Genomic DNA, 17,005 nt, shown 5'->3' with positions numbered 1-17,005 from the left:
AAAATATTATAATTAGTTAAGAGTAAAATAATGAAAACATCCATAATCATTCTTTCGATAATTTTGCTTAATATGGCATCAATATTTTCACAAACCGAACTTCAAACCCGCGAAGTTGCCGGAAATTTTCGTACAGTATGGGAAGTTCTATGGGGTTCTGACAATCACTTATGGATTACAGAGAGATTCGGCAGGATAAGCAGATTAAATCCTCAAACAGGCGAAACATATCCACTGATAACTATAGCAGATGTTTTTGAAAATGGCGAAAGAGGATTGCTTGGAATGGACTTACATCCGGATTTCGAGAATAATCCTTATGTATATGTCGCTTATAACTATGGCTCAACGAATCAAAATACCAGAGTCAGAATCGTAAGATATACATACAATGGTTCGTCACTTTCAGAGCCATTGATACTTCTTGATGATATTAAAGGATGGTGGAATCACAATGGAGCCAGAATCAGAATTGACAATGAATTGAAATTATGGTTTACAATGGGCGATGCCGCTGACATTTCATTACCACAAAAAACAGATAATGTCAATGGTAAACTTTGCCGAATGAATCTGGACGGATCAGTTCCTGACGATAATCCTTTTCCGGGAAGCTACGTCTGGAGCTATGGGCACAGAAATCAGCAGGGACTTGTACTTGTTGGAGATAATATTTATACTTCTGAGCACGGAGCATCAGTTCATGACGAAATTAATCTCATTCATAAAGGAAGAAATTATGGCTGGCCTAATGTCGAGGGATTTTGTGAAACTGCATCCGAAAAAATATTCTGTGAACAAAATAATGTTGTTGAACCTATTCTTTCACTTTATCCAAATTATACATTAGCTATAGCAGGAATGGATTATTACAATCATGATTTAATACCTGAATGGAAAAATTCTCTGCTAATTACAGCATTAAAAACCGAACTTGTAGTCATTGCCAAGCTAAATGAAGCAGGTGATAAAGTAATCGAAAGCTTTGAAATGTTCAAAAATCAGTTTGGACGTTTGCGTGATATATGCGTCTCACCCGATGGCAGAGTTTATATTGCTACAAGCAATCAGGACGGACGTGGCTCAAATACTTTTAGAAATACTATGGATAAAATCATAGAAATCTCCCCAAAGGGTAGTAGTTCCATTTTTGATGATACTGAGAATTTCATTATATCACCTAACCCGACGAGCGATTATATAACAATATCATTCAGCAACAAAGGGCTTCAGCCCTTTGTTGCAGATAAAGTGCAAATATTTGATATGCTTGGAATGGAAGTCATATCCACCCCGTCTGCTTCGCAGCCACCCACGGGTGAGGGGAATTTAAGAATTGATGTTTCGCATTTGCCCGCAGGAGTGTATTTTATAAAAATAAATTGTAGCAATGGAGCTTGCTCAACGATAGAGAAATTTGTGAAACAATTGTAGCAGTGTAGCATGCTCCATTGTTGAAAAGATATTGAGTTGAAAGTTAAATCACAATCAAGCAACAAAGGGCTTCACCCTTTGCGTTCAGAAGAAAAAGTGCAGATATTTGATATGCTTGGGATAGATGTGATAACCGTAGGGACAGGGCTTGACCTGTCCTTACAGCTTGTTAAAAAGGAAAAGTAAGCGGAGCGAACCGGGGATCGGTATTTGAACAAGACGGTTAAAGTCATATTTTGTCTATCCGAAAAGAATTGATAGTGCCTGCGACATTCGCTCTGGTGCAATTATTTCTATTTTAAACTTTTTACTTAGTTTGCTCACACTTGGTTTTGGTAAAATAACCCTTTCAAATCCTAATTTCTCAGCTTCGGAAACTCTTTGTTCGACATTGCTGACTGAGCGTATCTCGCCCGTCAAGCCAACTTCACCGATTAATACGGTTTTTTTATCTATCGGAATCTCTCTAAATGAGCTGCAAATTGCTGCAGCAATTCCTAAATCAACCGAGATATCATTAATAGACAATCCGCCTGCAATGTTGACAAATACATCATTTTGCCTGAATACAATCCCAAGTTTTTTTTCAAGCACAGCCAGTATCATTTGTAATCGCTTGTAATCAAATCCGTTGGAGTTTCTCTGGGGGACATTATAACCTGTTGGAGTCACAAGACTCTGCACTTCGAGCAGAATTGGTCTGGTGCCTTCAATTGCTGAGACAACTGCAACTCCTGATTCGCTTTCTGTTCGACTTGCAAGGAATATTTCGGATGGATTCTTCACTTCAACGAGCCCACTTTCACCCATCTCAAAAATTCCTATTTCATTAGTCGAGCCGAAACGATTTTTAAGCGATCGAAGTATCCTGTATGAATAATTTTTTTCACCCTCGAACTGCAATACAGTATCAACCGTGTGCTCTAATATTTTTGGTCCTGCAATCATACCATCTTTAGTAACATGACCAACAACAAAAATTGCCTTACCGGTTTGTTTGGAAATATTCATCAGCACATTTGCACATTCTCGCACTTGAGAAATACTCCCCGGGGAGGACTCTACATCCGGAATATACATGGATTGAATCGAATCAATTATGATAACTATGGAATCGCTGTCAAGTATTGCCGATGAAATATTATCCATATTAACTTCACTCATCAGCAAAAGTTCTTCAGGTATATTGCTGAGTCTTCCTGAGCGGTATTTGATTTGTTTAAGCGATTCTTCTCCGGTTATATATAGTGGTTTATAAGCCGTTAGCCCGCTACACATCTGGAGCATCAGTGTTGATTTGCCGATTCCGGGGTCACCTCCGATTAAAATAAGTGCACCCGGAATAATTCCTCCACCCAAAACACGATCAAATTCATTTATACCGGTTTTTATCCTGAAATCAGGCTCTGTTGATATTTCAGATAAAGAAATAATTTCAGTTTTTGTTGTTTTCTGTGGAATTTTTACTCTTCCCTGAAATTCCTGTGATTCCACTATTGAATTCCAGGCTCCGCAGGTATTGCACTTGCCTGCCCACTTGGGAGATTTTGCACCGCATTGGGTACATTCATATACGCTTTTATTTTTCAATTTAACTTTTTTTAAAAAAAATATGACAATTTTGATTCGGCAAATTTACAACTAATTATCAGTAAGCTCACAATAGGAATAATATTTTAATTTTTGACAAATCTTAGTATAAATTCCTTTCCTTCACTATCCAAAAAATTAATATAAAATACTCCGCTTGGGAAATCAGAAACAGAAATGGAAATATCTTCTAAATAATTTTGCAAAGCGTATTCTTTATGAAAATATACCTTGCCGTTTATATCAGATATTCTTACATAATTGATTATTCTTCCCTGATCTTCAGATTGAAAATTCAAATAGTCTTTTGCAGGATTTGGAAAAATTCTAATATTTCCGGAATTGAATACATTAGAATTAACACTTGACGGATCAACTTTTTTGATTGTCATTTCGACCTTTTGAATAGGATTATCTCTTGCATCACGCGGTACATTTACTATCAAATCGGCAATGTCCATTCCTCTTAAAACCTGACCATAAATTGAATACTGACCATCGAGCCATGGAGTTGAAACTACACATATAAAAAATTGGGAAGTAGCACTATTAGGGTCATTTGTTCTAGCTGCAGAAATTGTACCACGAATGTGATTTAGATTACTGAATTCTGCCGGCACTTTGGTTTGAGAAGGGTCGCCAAATCCCCATGTACTGCGATCTTTATCGCGGGAATTAGGGTCACCGCCCTGAATCATGAAATTCGGAATAACCCTGTGGAATGCAGTTCTGTCATAAAAATTTATTGAAACAAGACTGTCGAGATTTGCGCTATGCTTTGGAGCAACCTCGGGAAATGACTCAAATTCAATCTCGCCCAAATAATTATCACCATGGCTTACTGATATAACATATCTTGGGTTTTCATCACTACAGACTTGCAAAATTTCGCTTGCAAAGCTAAACTCAATTGAATAAAATACAATCAATAATGAAGTAAACAAAAGTTTCATAACACACTCCACAAATTAATATTATAAAAATGATTTGATACAATTGTAAATATAAGAATTTATTATGAATATTTTATACAAAATAAATTATTTGGTTAAATAAATTTTGTTTCTAAGTTGAAAAATGTAATTTAATTAAAATAATATTTGATTTTTTTAGTTTCTTTATATCTATATAACAAATATTTTTCAATATTGCAAAGATTTGAATGAAAAGAGTTACAGTTATTGGTTCGGGATTTGGCGGTTTGGCAATAGCGATAAGGTTACAGGCGAGAGGTTATGAAGTAACAATTATTGAAAAAAATGAGATGGTTGGCGGTCATGCATATCAGTTTAGCGAAAGTGGTTATACTTTTGATATGGGACCATCTCTTGTCACAGCTCCCGAAATTATCGAGCGTATTTTTAATGTTGCCGGTGAAAAGTCAGGTGACTATCTTGATTTTCAGGCATTAGACCCATTTTACAGGATTTATTTTCATGACAAAACCTATATAGATTACAATGGTGATGCCGTAAAAATGAAAGAACAAATGGCAAAATTCAATAGGAAAGATGCCGAAAAGTATGATGAGTTTATCGAAAATTCCAGAAAAATTTATGAGGAAGTAATTGTCAAAGGACTTGGAGCTGTTCCGTTTACAAACCTTTCTACAATGGCAAAATTTGTACCTAAAGCACTGAAAATCAAGGCATTTCATACAGCATTTGGGCTTGCTTCCAAGTATTTTGAGGATTTCCGGCATAAATTTATGTTTTCATTCCACCCACTGTTTATCGGAGGAAATCCATTTAGAGTTCCTGCTATATATCTGATGATTTCATACCTTGAAAAAAGCGGTGGTGTTTGGTTTACAAAAGGCGGAATGTATAGTCTCGTAACTGCCTTAAAAAATGTATTCGAGAAAATCGGTGGAAAGATAATTACTGGAACACCCGTAGAACAAATACTTACAGATGGCAATAAAGCAATTGGTGTAAAAGCAGGCGGGATGGATTATTTGTCTGATATAGTAGTTTCAAATGCCGACGTAACTCATACTTACGGAGCATTAATAAAATCTGATAAAAATAAAAAGTGGACTGCTCCAAAATTTGACAGTATAAAATATTCAATGGGTACCGTTGTAATTTATCTCGGAGTTAAAAAGAAATATCCCCAGCTTCTGCATCATACTCTGATACTATCACCAAGATATAAAGAACTGATTGACGATATATTTGATAATAATGTACTGCCTGATGATTTTTCAATGTACCTTCATGTTCCGACTCGTACCGACCCTGATATGGCTCCCGAAGGATGCGAAAGCATATATGTACTGATACCTGTTACGAATATGAAAGCCAATATTGATTGGAAGCAAATGTCAAGACCATTTACAAACAAAGTAATCAATTTTCTTGAAGCAGAGTTTGATTTAGTTGATTTAAGAAAAAATATTGAAGTCGAAAGAACATATACGCCGCTTGACTTTTCACTTGAAAGAAATTCATACTTAGGCACACCTTGGGGAATGGAACCTGTTCTATTACAAACAGCCTACTTCAGACCGCACAACAAAAGTGAAGATTTTGAGAATTTATATCTTGTTGGCGCCGGCACACATCCCGGAGGTGGCATTCCGGGTGTAATGCTATCAGCTGAAGCCACAGAAAATTGCATTATCGAAGACAATAAATGAATATAGAAAGCAACTTTTGGGAAAGCGGTGACCTGTTACCTGCTTTCCGATATTCGCAATCAATAATTGAACATCATGCCAAGAGCTTCTCTTTTGCTTCGAAATTTCTTCCTGAGCCAAAGAGATGGGGTACTTATGCCGTTTATAACTTTTGCCGATATGCAGACAATATAATTGATAATCCGCGTAAGCGCTCAAATGATGAACTGATCACCGAGCTAAACGAGCTTCGCCGCGAACTTGATACTGCTTATAAATACCGGGAATCTGAGCATCCTGCTCTGAAAGCATTTATAGCAACTGCAAAAGTTTTCGGAATACCCAAGTCCTATGCAGACGACCTGCTTAACGGTGTAGAAATGGACCTTACAATTTCAGAATATCAGACATTTGATGAACTGTATGTATTTTGTTATCGAGTTGCATCAACTGTAGGATTAATGATGACTTACGTGCTTGGTTTCGAAGGTGGTCAAACTACACTCAACTATGCCGAAAAACTTGGAATTGCAATGCAACTCACAAATATTCTCCGCGATGTTGCAGACGATACAAAGCTCGGAAGACTATATCTACCAAAAGCTGACTTAATTAAATTCGGAGTTGATACACAGTCTATTATCAATGAAGATTTTACACCTGAATTAAAAATAATGATGAAATTTCAGGTTGACAGGGCTCTAAAATACTATAATGAGTCTCAAATCGGAATAAGTATGCTCGATAAAGAATCGCGATTTGCAATTCAATCAGCAAGTAAAATTTATGGAGAAATTCTGAATAAGATTATCCAGAATGACTACAACCCTTTCTTAGGGCGGGTTTATGTCACTCATAACAGAAAAATTCAAATACTATTTTCCGAACTTATTGGAAGATTTGTAAAGAAATGATTTACGCCGACCATAAGAAATGGGCTGATTTAGTATTTAAGCAATATATTTATAAGCTGCTTAAAAAGAGCTTTTATTCAATCAGCGTCATTGGTGAAGTGCCTGAAGTGCCTCTGGATGCACCTTTAATTCTGGCACCAAACCATTCAACATGGTGGGACGGATTCTTTGTTTATCTGATTAACAGAAAATATTTTGATAGAAAATTTTTCATTATGATACTCGAAGAACAACTTGAAAAATATAAATTCTTCACTAAATTAGGTGGCTTTTCGATAAATAAAAGTTCGCCTAAATCAATAGTGAAAAGCTTGAAATATTCAGCTGAAATTTTGGAGAATTACCCACATTCAGTTACAACTATTTTTCCGCAAGGCGAACTTTTACCCAATTTCATCAAACCTCTTAATTTCAATCGCGGAATCGAGAAAATAGTTCAGTATTATGGTAAAAAAACATATATCCTGCCGCTTTCGATGAGAATTGAATATCTGAAAGAAGAAAAACCGTCCGTATTTTTTAAATTCGGGAAATTAGTCGAAGTTATTCAGAATGATGATGGACTTACAAATAAATTAAAACACGAAGTTGAATCAGGACTTGAAACTATAGGCAAGAAAATTATAGCCGGAGAATTTGGAAATATTATAATGCATGGTAAAATATCCGTTAGCGACAAATCAAAAAAGGCGTTCAACATAATCAAAAAAAGCTAGAGCTATATCTTTGGTGGAGAAAATTTTAGAATGAATTTGCAGGTCGCAACTACGTAGTGGCTGACAATAAAAAAATGTTATTAAGGACAGGACACATTGTCAATTCTCAATTTGAAAAGTACATTCGGAAGACGAGCATATCTTAAGCTAATTGATAATGAGCTGGTCTGTACCTTGGTTTGGGTATTTTTGTTTCGTTGATTTTTGATGATTCAAGCCATAGTTTCTTTGCTATCATTACTTCCTGCAATGCCTCTTCGGGTGTATTGCCAAATGCCGAACAATATTTTAAATCGGGTATATCAGCAATATAACCACCATCTTCATCACTAAAAAAAATGTTTATGTGGTAATCCTTCATTTCGTCTCCTCCATTTTTAGACCGTAATTTTCAATAATTGTCAAAAATTGTTTAACTTGATATGGTTTTACTTGACCATTTACATTTTGAATGTTAAGCATCTCTATAATTCCTTTTCTCTTAAAAATATGATGACTTCCATTTTCTCTATCAAGAAAAAAGCCAAAAGAAAATATCAGCTTGACAAAATCATCAAACGCAATATTTTTTGAACCGGAAAGAATTTTTTTTAGTATCTTTTTTTCATTCAAAATGCACCTCAATCATTTCATAATACAAGATAACGTAAATTGAAAATATTTCTTGCATCTATATTTAAAATAGTAGTCATTAAAGACACATTAAACAACGTCCAACATCTGCAGACGTCTGAAAGCCCTTATACTGCACAATTTCCTCTCCAAAAGCACCGGTCATATAATACTCCCAAAGATGAGCAAAAACTTTAATTCCTTCATCATCAATATCACCATCCCCATGCGGACTTGTAAGTATACGCTTCTGCTCACGCACTCCGGCATGATTATTTTTATAGCCATAAGTCCATTTATTTGCATTGAGTGATTTATTTGATATTTACAGTTAGCTGAAGAATAACAGTTACCAATCAGTTTTAGGAATACTTATATTAATTCCCATCTCTCTTAATTTTTTTAGTTCATCTATGGAAAAAATATCATGACCGGAAATATACTTTACTTTTTTTAAAATTTCAATATTTTTTGGAATTCCTTTGGGAGGTTTACAACCATTTATGAACAACATTTCTAATTCAACAAAATCATCAATAAAATCAATTATATCTTCAAGCTCAAGTTCAGGATTATCTGATAAATTTAATCGTTTTAAATTCTTTAGATTTTCTATTCCTTGCGGCAAAGTTTTTAAATTGTTTTGTGCTAAAGACAAATGTTCAATCGAATAACTTCTGTTTGGAAAAGTTTCAAATCGTAGAATATTATTAGATATCAAATGGAGAATTCGCAAATCATTTAATTCCAACAACTCTTTTGGTACATCTTCAATAAAATTATTACAAAAAGATACATATTCTATTGTTTTTAATTCTGAAATATTTTTTGGTATTGTTGTAAGATTATTTAATTCAAGGGAAAGTTTGATTAAATTATTTTTTTTCAAATTATCAAAAAGATTATTATAATTAAGTTCAAGACATCCTACAATTCTCAATTCTTTAAGATCACTCATTAAAGATATTTCAGGAGGAACTTCTTCGTAGAAGCTGTCCTTTATAAGCAATCTCTTTACTTCAGGAAAATTGAATACATATTTTGGAAAACATTTTTCATAATCTTCAAGAATTATTGAATATATTGTATCTTCTACAATATTTAGTTTTATTAAGCCAAATTTACAATCATTTGCTTTAATTGGTAAATTAAATAAAAATACACAAAAAATGCAAGAAATGGAAAACTTAATCATAACTTCACCCTATAATTATCTAATCCAAACTGTTGGACAAAAAATGAAACCACGTCCACTATGGTTATCCCACACGAATACCCTTTGTGGATTTATTGTAATATATGTAATATGATATCTTATATTCGTATAACGTCTACCACTCATAAAAGTACCCAAATCGTTAAAATTTGGGAACTGACCTGATGCAATGATTCCATGACCATGATAAGTTGCTAAAACGTTGTAACTTTCAAAATCAATCGGTTGGACAAAATCTCCACTAATATAAAAAGGATCAATTTCTGATGCCCCTATTTGCTGGGCTGGTACTACTACTTGTTTTTCCTCTTGACTCTTACGTATTGTACCACCTGCTTCTTGTTTATTAGTTTTTTGATCTCTTACAGTTTGATTCCATGATTTTTCTCTTGATTCTTTAGAAATATCCTGAAGCACAGTAGATTTGCTTGGGTCATCTTTATACATATCAGTAGCATCCTTCTCGGATTTACCATCATTTTGAAGCTGGTTATTTCCTTGTTCATTATCATCCGTTGTATTCCCTCCTTGTCCATTCTCAGCACCTTTACCTTCGGCAGTCCTTCCACCGCTACCACCACCATAAGACAAATTAAAATCATTCAATTTCATTACATTTCCAAATGTTGCATCAAGTTCGGCAAAAATGCTATTCCAATAATCTATCATCCCGTTGTATCTGATAGCTTCTTGTTCTTGCCAAATACTAAAATAATAGCCACCGCTAACATCTTCCGGATTTAAATCAAGCAACTCTTCCCCTTCCTTCTCCTTCTCAGGCGCCAGCCCGCTCGGGTCTCGATAAGTCAGCGGTGAGTTGTACGCATAATGGTATGGCGTTTGAGCAGGGAAGGCACTCCACAGCAGGTCTGGCGTGGTGAAGCGTCCCGTTTCATTATCGTACATACGGAAGCCAAGCATTTGCAAATCGGATTCAGAATCATAAATACTACCGTCGAAGTTATCTCGGCTCATATTTCCACCGGAAGTCCACAAAGTATCACCAAATGGTTTATAATCAAAGTGTAAAGTATCAAAAGCCGTGCCATTCTGACGTACAACAAGACGAACAGAGCCGTTATTATCTGTGAAGTTCACCTCTTTAGTCCCGTCGTGATGGTACAGCAGTTCACCACCTGCCCGGTAGCGATAAGCCCCAAGATATACTTTTCTCTCCGGTCCCATTCCTACATCCGCAGACGTCTGAAAGCCCTTATACTGCACTATTTCCTCACCAAAAGCTCCTGTCATATAGTATTCCCATTGGTGTGCAAAAACTTTAATTCCTTCATCATCATACTCACCATCCCCATGCGGACTGGTAAGCATTCGCTTCTGCTCATGCACTCCCGCATGATTATATTTGTAGCCATAAGTCCATTTGTCAGGAGTGAATGATTCATGTGGTAATAAACCTTGATTAAAAGTTGAACAAAGATGAAAGGATTAGTTTTCATATGACTTATTTACTTCATCATTAATCATAATATAAACTATCAATTCTATCTTTATTAGTTTCAATTAATGATGAAAGTATCCACTTACCATCTATAAAAATGAAGTAGGCAATAATACCCTTATCAGAACCTTCGAATAAAAAACTGATTTCATGTGTTAAAACATCATAATATGTTTCGTTTTTATGCTTAAAATGCCTACTATAAAAAGTTAATTTTTTATTCTTATAAAGAATCAGCTTTCTTTCACTAAATTCAAGACGAAAAGAATATCCAAGCCGTATATTTTTTGATATATTAGGGTCATAAAATTCGCTATTAGTCAGAATGCTATCCACACTTTCATAATTTGCTACAACTTCATTAACAAATCTAATTTTCTTACTTTTTCCATCGGCAATATTCACATAGTAATAAGAACAACTACTGAATGAAACGAGTATAACAATAATATTAAATAATTTCATCTATCTGAGCCATTTTTTCCTGAATTAATCAAATTACGGTTTAAATTTCCATAATCATCAAAAGTCATTCTTTTGATTAGATGTATTGCTACTAAGAGGGTTATTACGCTTCCTACAAAAATTGTAGTTATAATAACAATTTGATATTTAATAGCTGTCAAAGGGTCGCTGCCTCCGAGAATTTGTCCTGTCATCATTCCGGGTAGCCAAATCAATCCTATTACAGCAGTTGAGGCTATTCCGGGATTAAGAGCATCACGTAAAGCAAAAGCTATAAAATCCTGCTGAGCTTCTTTGAAATCAGCCCCGCTCATCAGATTGAATTTATATTCGTCCTCATTTTTTGTCACAACATTTATATATGACCTTATTCCCACAATAGAAGAAGTCAGTGTATTACCAATTACCATTCCCATAATTGGAATGAGGTATCTTGCAGATGAGGTTTTTTCGGGACCGAGAATTAATATTGCAAAGAACGTAGCATTGATTAGAACATTAGTCAGAACTGCTCCAGTTACGGGCAGAAGGAATGACCTGAGCGGTAACTCACTTCTGTTTGTTACTGAAAAACCTGCAGCTATCATCATAATAATTATCCAAAGAATATTCAAATAAATTGAATCAAGTTCAAAAATATATTTTAAATATAACCCCAGAAATGCAAGCTGAACTAACATTCTTGAAAAGGCTATTATAGTAGGCTTTGCAAGGTTGGTTTTATACTTAATAAGTATGGCAATTGGCAATAACAGCGACAATATTCCAAAACCTAAACCGAGCCATGTAATATCATTTCCGTTCATTACAACCTTATGACAATATTGCACTTATCATATATTGATTTATCGTGGGTAGAGATAATAATTGTTTTTCCCGAACCAAAAAACATATCAATAATTCCGTCGCTTATCTCCATATCCAAATTAGATGTTGGCTCATCAAGAATTATAATATCCCTGTCAAGTAGCATAGCTATCACGGTACATATTCTTTGTCTTTCACCTCCTGATAACTCGTTAATATCACTTTCGAGCAGTTTGCTGTTGAGCTTAACCTTCTCCATAAATTCAAGAATTTTATTTTGATCGGGCTTGATACTTTTATTTATTTCAAAATTAAATGGCTTTTCAATTGCTTCAATTACTTTTATGCCTTTTAGAAAATTAAAACTTTGAGGAATCCAAAAGCATTTTTTTCGGAAATTATTTATAATAGCCGGATTATTCGGGTTATTATCAATATATATTTCTCCTTCATCAGGCTCAACAAAACCCATAATTAAATTTAAAGCAGTTGATTTTCCTGCCCCTGAATTCCCTGAAATTCCAAATTTATCACCTGAATTAATTGCAAAATTCAAAGGAGGATTATATATCGTCCTGTCGCCAAATTTTTTATTAATATTTACAAATTCAATCAATGGTTTCATTTTACAAATGTAATTATAATTTAGCATTTTAGAAATTAAAAATCGAAAATTGAAAAAATATCAACAAAATAATTGCAAAATTTAAATTTTTACAAGAAAATAATTCATTAATAATTATAAAAATATTATATTGAATAACAATTGACTGTAAATTTTTTACTACTTTTGCATTTTCATATGAATTTAATAAGAAGAATTCTTGGAATGATAGATTTTAAAAGACCTGCTGAGGTCGAATTAATCAGACAGTCAGCACAAATTGTATCCCGTACTCTTGGAGTGATAGCCGAAGCGATTCGTCCGGGAGTAACGACCTTGTATTTAGACAAATTAGCTGAGACTTTCATTCGGGACAATGGCGCCAAACCCGGATTTCTCGGGCTTTATAAATACCCGAATACTCTTTGCACATCAGTTAATGAGCAGGTGGTTCATGGAATACCAAACGACCATGAGCTTCAGGAAGGTGACATTGTATCAGTTGATTGTGGTGCTTTTATGAATGGTTTCTACGGTGATCACGCTTATACTTTTGCAATTGGTGAGGTAAGTGAAGAGAAAAAAAGACTTATGAAAGTTACTTATGAGTCTCTTTTGATTGGCATTGAGCAAGTTAAGCAGTTCAATAAAATTGGTGATATCAGTTATGCAATTCAGAAGCATTGCGAGCAAAACGGCTATGGTGTCGTAAGGGAACTTGTCGGACACGGGCTGGGAAGAAAAATGCACGAGCCGCCACAAGTACCTAATTTTGGTCATGCTCGAAGAGGACCGGTAATGAAAAATGGCATCGTACTTGCAATTGAACCTATGATTAATCTTGGCAAACCTGATGTTTACACACTAAATGACAAATGGACTGTTGTAACAAAAGATAAAATGCCTTCAGCTCATTTTGAACATGATGTCGCAGTTGTCGGTGGTAAAGCAGTAGTACTTTCTACATTCGAATATGTAGAAGAAGCACTCCGTAAAAAAGGCGATTTCATTCCCACTGATGACAGCTATATTCCTGAAATTCCAATTAAATATTCATAAATTATGTATTCATTTACCAAAATATTTGCTTTAATATTTGTAATCCTTAGTTCATTTTTATCGGTTAATTTGCAGTCTCAGGTAAAAAACGGAATAGATGTCCTTGAATCAAATAATTTTGCTGAATTAAGTGGAATGAAGGTCTTTTTGTTCACAAATTCGACCGGTAGAGCTTCAGATGGCAGACTCACCGCCGAAATACTTGCTACCTCCGATGATGTGGATTTAATCGGAATTTTAACACCTGAGCACGGCTTTTTCACTTCAGTTCCGGCAGGTGTTAAGGTAGATAATGACAATCTTTTTGGCGTTCCGGTTTACTCACTTTATAGTGACATCAAAAAGCCCGGCAATTCGCTACTTGCAAAATGCGATGCAATTGTAGCCGATATTCAGGATATTGGGGTGAGGTCATATACATATATCAGCTCGCTTTTCAGGGTTCTGCAGGCTGCTGCCGAGAACGGAAAACCTGTCTATGTTCTCGACAGACCAAACCCTCTTGGCGGCAATAATATTGATGGCAATGTCCTCGAAGCAGGAATGGAGTCATTTGTTGGTATAGCCAGGATTCCATACATTCACGGCTTGACAATTGGAGAACTTGCAACAATGTTCAATGGTGAGGGCTGGCTTTCGGATAATTCTGAAATACCATTGAAATGTGAACTGAATATTATTAAAATGTCCGGCTACAAAAGGAGTATGGTTTGGGAGGATACAGGGCTTATGTGGTATCCTACTTCGCCTAATGTACCTACTGTCAATACTGCCCGCGGGCTTGCGATGCTTGGAATATTCGGAGAGCTTGGAATAATTAGCATTGGCATTGGTACGACTACACCATTTCAATTAATCGGCTCGCTTGATTTTGATTGGTCTGAAGTAAAAAGTAATATTGATTTTTCCGATTTCTACGGAATACATATCACTGAAACCAGATATAATCCTCAATTTGCAATGCATAACGGGAAAACAGTGAAAGGCGTATTTTTTAATTTTTATAAGAATAAAGATTTTAAGCCATATTCAGCTGGTTTCAGATTGATGCTTGGCATTAGAAGTGTTTATCCTGACTTATTCAATCCTGCTAATGTTAAATCAAACTCAAAAAGTATGTTCTGCAAAGTAACCGGAACAAATGATATTTATAATGCATTATTTAATAATGTACCGGATGATAATATTGTTCAAATAATCTCTCGAGGACTTGATGATTTCAAAATTTTGAGAGCAAAATACCTTTTGTATGAATAAAATTTACTTTTTTCGGTGATTTTTCTCAAAAAAGTTGCAAATTTGTAACATCATTAATTGCAAAGTACAAATTTTTATGTATTCAAAGATAAATTCTGCATCAATAATCGGAATCAATGCATTTACCATTGAAATCGAAACACATCTTGACAGTCAGCTGCCATCATTTATCGTAGTCGGTCTTCCTGATTCGGCAGTAAAAGAATCCCGCGAGCGGGTTACTGCTGCTATCAAAAATTCAAATTTCATATTCCCGAATAAAAAAATCACTGTAAATCTTGCTCCTGCTGACATTCGCAAAGAAGGCAGCGGATTTGACCTTCCGATTGCCCTTGGAATTCTATCCGCTACAGGTAATTTCGACTTTGCAATGGCAGGCGATATGATGGCTCTCGGCGAACTTTCTTTAGAAGGCATGCTAAGACCTGTTCACGGAGCACTTTCAATAGCTATGGAAGCAAGAGATCGGGGGTTTACAAGACTTTTACTGCCGGAAGAGAATTCTGATGAAGCCGCTATGGTTAATGGCATCAAAGTCATACCGATTAAAAGCCTTAGAGATGCAATTGACTATTTGAATGGTGAGCTTGAAATCGAACCGAGAGTAACCGATGTACATAAATATTTTGAAACTAATGATATTGATTCCCTGATTGATATGCGGGATGTAAAAGGTCAGGAAATTGTCAAGCGTGCTATGGAAGTCGCAGCTGCTGGTGGTCACAATATGCTGATGATTGGTCCTCCCGGTTCAGGCAAAACAATGCTTGCCAAACGTATTACGACAATTTTGCCGCCACTCACACTCGGGGAATCTCTTGAGACAACGAAAATTCATTCCGTGTCGGGGTTTCTGCCCGGAGATGTGCCGTTAATTAAGATACGACCTTTTCGCTCACCGCATCATACTATTTCAGATGCAGCTCTTGTTGGCGGTGGTATGAGCAGAATCAAACCCGGTGAAATTTCGCTTGCTCATCACGGAGTGTTGTTCCTTGACGAACTGCCAGAGTTCGCCCGCAATGTTCTGGAAGTACTGCGTCAACCTCTTGAAGATAAGAGGATTATAATTTCAAGGACGAAAACTACAGTCGAATATCCCGCAAATTTTATGATGCTTTGCTCTATGAACCCCTGCCCTTGTGGTAATTTTGGTGACCCAACCAAAGAGTGCAGCTGCTCTGCTCAAAAAATTCAGAATTATTTAGGCAAAATATCCGGTCCATTGCTCGATAGAATTGACCTGCATGTTGAAGTTCCGGCAGTGAAATATCAGGAATTATCATCAAAGAGAGAAGGAGAATCTTCAAAATCAATCCGTGACAGAGTCATCAAAGCCAGAGAAATTCAACAGAACAGATTTAAAGACTCACAATCATTCAAAAACGCAGATATGTCTTCGCAAGAAATCAAAATTTATTGCGAACTTGACAACGCATCTCAGGAGCTTCTGAAGCTTGCTATGAGTCGGCTTGGACTATCGGCAAGAGCTTATGACAGAATTCTGAAAGTTTCACGTACAATTGCAGACCTTTCTGATAGTCAGAATATTACTACACAGCATATTAGTGAAGCTATTCAATACCGAAGTCTTGACCGCGAGTACTGGAAATAGCTTGTCATGATTCTTTTATAGAAAGTAAATTATGCTTTTTTGGGAGCATTATTAATATTTATCTTGCCTAAAGTATCTTTTTAAACTAACAGAGTAAAAAATTGTAATTTCATGCAATATAATTGTATTCTTACTTAATTTATTTTATTATAAATTTATATATTCGTATGTTTGTATCGTTTGTAGATGCATTTTAAAAAAACATTGCAAAAGAAAATTGAGAATAGTTAAATGAAAATTAACGCTAAACATTTGAAAATAATTTTATTACTTACTTCATTGCATACTTTATGTATAGGTATTGCATTGATTGTACTGCCTGATAATTTAATGAGTTTATTTGGATTTACAGAATTGGGTGGAAGATTTTTTCGCACACAGGGAGGCGTTTTTCACCTTGTGATGGCATTAGGATATTATTTCGCTGCTATTGATATTCCTAATTGCAGAAATTTTATCAAGTTCATTATAATAGTAAAATTTACAGCAACCGTTTTTCTTGTAATTTACTATTTATTTATTGACCCTACTATAGTTATCTTACTTTCAGGAGTTATTGATTTTTTAATTGGACTAACAATATTTTACCTTAATTATCAACTAATTAGTAATGAAATTGAGTCGTCGAGCTTGTAGT

19 protein-coding genes are annotated in these 17,005 nt (G+C 35.2%); 9 read left to right on the top strand and 10 right to left on the bottom strand.

Features of this window, described 5'->3' with window-relative positions; translation table 11 throughout:
* The first annotated feature begins 30 nt into the window (after positions 1-30).
* Entirely contained in the window at positions 31-1,434 is a 1,404-nt protein-coding gene (locus tag KF896_09615; GenBank protein ID MBX3043963.1) for a PQQ-dependent sugar dehydrogenase, read from the top strand.
* A 36-nt stretch (positions 1,435-1,470) separates the two neighbouring features.
* Positions 1,471-1,620, top strand: a complete 150-nt coding sequence (locus KF896_09610) for a hypothetical protein (protein ID MBX3043962.1) — start codon at positions 1,471-1,473, stop codon at positions 1,618-1,620.
* A 54-nt stretch (positions 1,621-1,674) separates the two neighbouring features.
* Here the strand turns inward: KF896_09610 and radA are convergent, their stop codons facing one another.
* Together radA and KF896_09600 are read right to left on the bottom strand one after the other, a co-directional pair.
* Complete coding sequence (radA, locus tag KF896_09605; protein MBX3043961.1) at positions 1,675-3,024, bottom strand: DNA repair protein RadA; 1,350 nt, start codon at positions 3,022-3,024, stop codon at positions 1,675-1,677.
* Positions 3,025-3,110: 86 nt separating this feature from the next.
* Positions 3,111-3,977, bottom strand: a complete 867-nt coding sequence (locus KF896_09600) for a peptidylprolyl isomerase (GenBank protein MBX3043960.1) — start codon at positions 3,975-3,977, stop codon at positions 3,111-3,113.
* A 209-nt stretch (positions 3,978-4,186) separates the two neighbouring features.
* On the opposite strand from KF896_09600, the gene crtI reads away from it, so the two are divergent.
* Genes crtI through KF896_09585 form a run of 3 tightly spaced genes read left to right on the top strand, consistent with a single transcriptional unit; the run spans position 4,187 to position 7,274 of the window.
* Complete coding sequence (crtI, locus tag KF896_09595) at positions 4,187-5,665, top strand: phytoene desaturase (protein MBX3043959.1); 1,479 nt, start codon at positions 4,187-4,189, stop codon at positions 5,663-5,665.
* On the top strand, positions 5,662-6,558 hold the full coding sequence (locus tag KF896_09590; protein MBX3043958.1) for a phytoene/squalene synthase family protein: 897 nt from the start codon (positions 5,662-5,664) through the stop codon (positions 6,556-6,558). Before crtI ends, KF896_09590 begins: the two co-directional genes overlap by 4 nt.
* The gene (locus KF896_09585) at positions 6,555-7,274 is read left to right on the top strand and encodes a lysophospholipid acyltransferase family protein (protein MBX3043957.1); all 720 of its coding nucleotides are present in this window, start codon (positions 6,555-6,557) and stop codon (positions 7,272-7,274) included. The genes KF896_09590 and KF896_09585 overlap by 4 nt, the downstream gene beginning before the upstream one ends.
* Before the next feature lie 142 nt (positions 7,275-7,416).
* On the opposite strand, the gene KF896_09580 is transcribed toward KF896_09585, so the two are convergent.
* From KF896_09580 to KF896_09545, 8 genes are all read right to left on the bottom strand, one after another.
* Complete coding sequence (locus KF896_09580; protein MBX3043956.1) at positions 7,417-7,635, bottom strand: type II toxin-antitoxin system HicB family antitoxin; 219 nt, start codon at positions 7,633-7,635, stop codon at positions 7,417-7,419.
* Positions 7,632-7,886 (bottom strand): type II toxin-antitoxin system HicA family toxin, encoded by a 255-nt coding sequence (locus KF896_09575; GenBank protein MBX3043955.1) that lies wholly within the window; start codon positions 7,884-7,886, stop codon positions 7,632-7,634. Before KF896_09575 ends, KF896_09580 begins: the two co-directional genes overlap by 4 nt.
* Before the next feature lie 79 nt (positions 7,887-7,965).
* Positions 7,966-8,148 (bottom strand): hypothetical protein, encoded by a 183-nt coding sequence (locus KF896_09570; GenBank protein ID MBX3043954.1) that lies wholly within the window; start codon positions 8,146-8,148, stop codon positions 7,966-7,968.
* 87 nt (positions 8,149-8,235) lie between these two features.
* On the bottom strand, positions 8,236-8,895 hold the full coding sequence (locus tag KF896_09565; GenBank protein ID MBX3043953.1) for a leucine-rich repeat domain-containing protein: 660 nt from the start codon (positions 8,893-8,895) through the stop codon (positions 8,236-8,238).
* Positions 8,896-9,096: 201 nt separating this feature from the next.
* The gene (locus KF896_09560; GenBank protein MBX3043952.1) at positions 9,097-10,431 is read right to left on the bottom strand and encodes a hypothetical protein; all 1,335 of its coding nucleotides are present in this window, start codon (positions 10,429-10,431) and stop codon (positions 9,097-9,099) included.
* A gap of 148 nt (positions 10,432-10,579) precedes the next feature.
* Positions 10,580-11,026: a hypothetical protein gene (locus KF896_09555; GenBank protein ID MBX3043951.1), complete on the bottom strand. Its 447-nt coding sequence runs from the start codon at positions 11,024-11,026 to the stop codon at positions 10,580-10,582.
* A complete protein-coding gene (locus KF896_09550) occupies positions 11,023-11,832 on the bottom strand; it encodes an ABC transporter permease (GenBank protein ID MBX3043950.1) in 810 nt (269 codons plus the stop codon). The genes KF896_09555 and KF896_09550 overlap by 4 nt, the downstream gene beginning before the upstream one ends.
* Entirely contained in the window at positions 11,832-12,458 is a 627-nt protein-coding gene (locus tag KF896_09545) for an ATP-binding cassette domain-containing protein (GenBank protein MBX3043949.1), read from the bottom strand. Before KF896_09545 ends, KF896_09550 begins: the two co-directional genes overlap by 1 nt.
* Before the next feature lie 204 nt (positions 12,459-12,662).
* On the opposite strand from KF896_09545, the gene map reads away from it, so the two are divergent.
* The 4 genes from map (at position 12,663) to KF896_09525 (ending at position 17,004) form a co-directional block, all read left to right on the top strand.
* On the top strand, positions 12,663-13,496 hold the full coding sequence (gene map, locus KF896_09540) for a type I methionyl aminopeptidase (protein MBX3043948.1): 834 nt from the start codon (positions 12,663-12,665) through the stop codon (positions 13,494-13,496).
* Between the two features lie 3 nt (positions 13,497-13,499).
* Positions 13,500-14,753, top strand: a complete 1,254-nt coding sequence (locus KF896_09535) for a DUF1343 domain-containing protein (GenBank protein MBX3043947.1) — start codon at positions 13,500-13,502, stop codon at positions 14,751-14,753.
* Positions 14,754-14,829: 76 nt separating this feature from the next.
* Positions 14,830-16,368 (top strand): YifB family Mg chelatase-like AAA ATPase, encoded by a 1,539-nt coding sequence (locus KF896_09530; protein ID MBX3043946.1) that lies wholly within the window; start codon positions 14,830-14,832, stop codon positions 16,366-16,368.
* Between the two features lie 231 nt (positions 16,369-16,599).
* Positions 16,600-17,004, top strand: a complete 405-nt coding sequence (locus KF896_09525) for a hypothetical protein (protein MBX3043945.1) — start codon at positions 16,600-16,602, stop codon at positions 17,002-17,004.
* Position 17,005: the final 1 nt, after the last annotated feature.

The sequence above is a fragment of the Ignavibacteriota bacterium genome, from assembly GCA_019637995.1.
Taxonomy (GTDB): Bacteria; Bacteroidota; Ignavibacteria; order Kapaibacteriales; family UBA2268; genus JANJTB01.
Note: the sequence above shows the minus strand (reverse complement) of the source record. Positions and strands in the feature narration are given on the sequence as shown.

What these genes read in the sequence shown, in the direction of transcription:
- map (MBX3043948.1), top strand. Translation starts at nt 12,663, where the DNA reads ATGATAGATTTTAAAAGACCTGCTGAGGTCGAATTAATCAGACAGTCA.
- KF896_09525 (MBX3043945.1), top strand. Translation starts at nt 16,600, where the DNA reads ATGAAAATTAACGCTAAACATTTGAAAATAATTTTATTACTTACTTCA.
- KF896_09560 (MBX3043952.1), bottom strand. Translation starts at nt 10,431, where the DNA reads ATGCTTACCAGTCCGCATGGGGATGGTGAGTATGATGATGAAGGAATT.
- KF896_09600 (MBX3043960.1), bottom strand. Translation starts at nt 3,977, where the DNA reads ATGAAACTTTTGTTTACTTCATTATTGATTGTATTTTATTCAATTGAG.
- KF896_09530 (MBX3043946.1), top strand. Translation starts at nt 14,830, where the DNA reads ATGTATTCAAAGATAAATTCTGCATCAATAATCGGAATCAATGCATTT.
- KF896_09590 (MBX3043958.1), top strand. Translation starts at nt 5,662, where the DNA reads ATGAATATAGAAAGCAACTTTTGGGAAAGCGGTGACCTGTTACCTGCT.
- KF896_09555 (MBX3043951.1), bottom strand. Translation starts at nt 11,026, where the DNA reads ATGAAATTATTTAATATTATTGTTATACTCGTTTCATTCAGTAGTTGT.
- crtI (MBX3043959.1), top strand. Translation starts at nt 4,187, where the DNA reads ATGAAAAGAGTTACAGTTATTGGTTCGGGATTTGGCGGTTTGGCAATA.
- KF896_09615 (MBX3043963.1), top strand. Translation starts at nt 31, where the DNA reads ATGAAAACATCCATAATCATTCTTTCGATAATTTTGCTTAATATGGCA.
- KF896_09550 (MBX3043950.1), bottom strand. Translation starts at nt 11,832, where the DNA reads ATGAACGGAAATGATATTACATGGCTCGGTTTAGGTTTTGGAATATTG.
- KF896_09535 (MBX3043947.1), top strand. Translation starts at nt 13,500, where the DNA reads ATGTATTCATTTACCAAAATATTTGCTTTAATATTTGTAATCCTTAGT.
- KF896_09580 (MBX3043956.1), bottom strand. Translation starts at nt 7,635, where the DNA reads ATGAAGGATTACCACATAAACATTTTTTTTAGTGATGAAGATGGTGGT.
- KF896_09585 (MBX3043957.1), top strand. Translation starts at nt 6,555, where the DNA reads ATGATTTACGCCGACCATAAGAAATGGGCTGATTTAGTATTTAAGCAA.
- KF896_09545 (MBX3043949.1), bottom strand. Translation starts at nt 12,458, where the DNA reads ATGAAACCATTGATTGAATTTGTAAATATTAATAAAAAATTTGGCGAC.